Origin of the sequence: Mesorhizobium sp. M7A.F.Ca.US.006.04.2.1 (assembly GCF_004022915.1) — a bacterium.
Lineage (GTDB): Bacteria > Pseudomonadota > Alphaproteobacteria > Rhizobiales > Rhizobiaceae > Mesorhizobium > Mesorhizobium ciceri.
On sequence record NZ_RZQA01001577.1, the window covers coordinates 1 to 560 of the forward strand.

Genomic DNA, 560 nt, shown 5'->3' on the forward strand with positions numbered 1-560 from the left:
GCCGGCCTGTCCGCTGCCGCAAAAACCGGTCCGCTGACCGGGCTGAAGGTGATCGAGATGGCCGGGCTCGGCGCCGTGCCGCTGGCCGGCCTGATGCTGTCGGAGATGGGCGCGCAACTGTTGCGTATCGAACGGGCGGGGACGAGCCAGCTCCTGCCGCTGCCGGATGAGTATAACATCGACCGCCATGGCCGCGCCGTGCTGCGCCTCGACCTGAAGCGCCGTGAAGGCACCGATCTGTTGCTGCGCCTTGCCGAAAAGGCGGACATGTTGCTCGAAGGCTTTCGTCCGGGCGTCATGGAGCGGCTCGGCCTCGGCCCGGAAACGGTGCTGGCGCGTAACCCGGCGCTGATCTACGGCCGTATGACCGGCTTCGGCCAGGACGGCCCGCTCGCCGGCCGCGCCGGCCACGACATAACCTACCTCGCCTATAGCGGCGTGCTGCACGCCATCGGCCATGCCGGCGGCCGTCCCGTCACGCCGCTCAACCTCGTTGCAGACTATGGCGGTGGCGCCATGATGCTGGTTGCCGGTGTGCTGGCCGCCCCGTTCCAACGTTC

Annotated in this window: 1 protein-coding gene; it reads left to right on the forward strand. The window is 68.9% G+C overall.

Features of this window, described 5'->3' with window-relative positions; translation table 11 throughout:
• The coding region (locus EN925_RS38825; protein ID WP_348630396.1) for a CaiB/BaiF CoA-transferase family protein at window positions 1-560 on the forward strand (560 nt) is incomplete at both ends.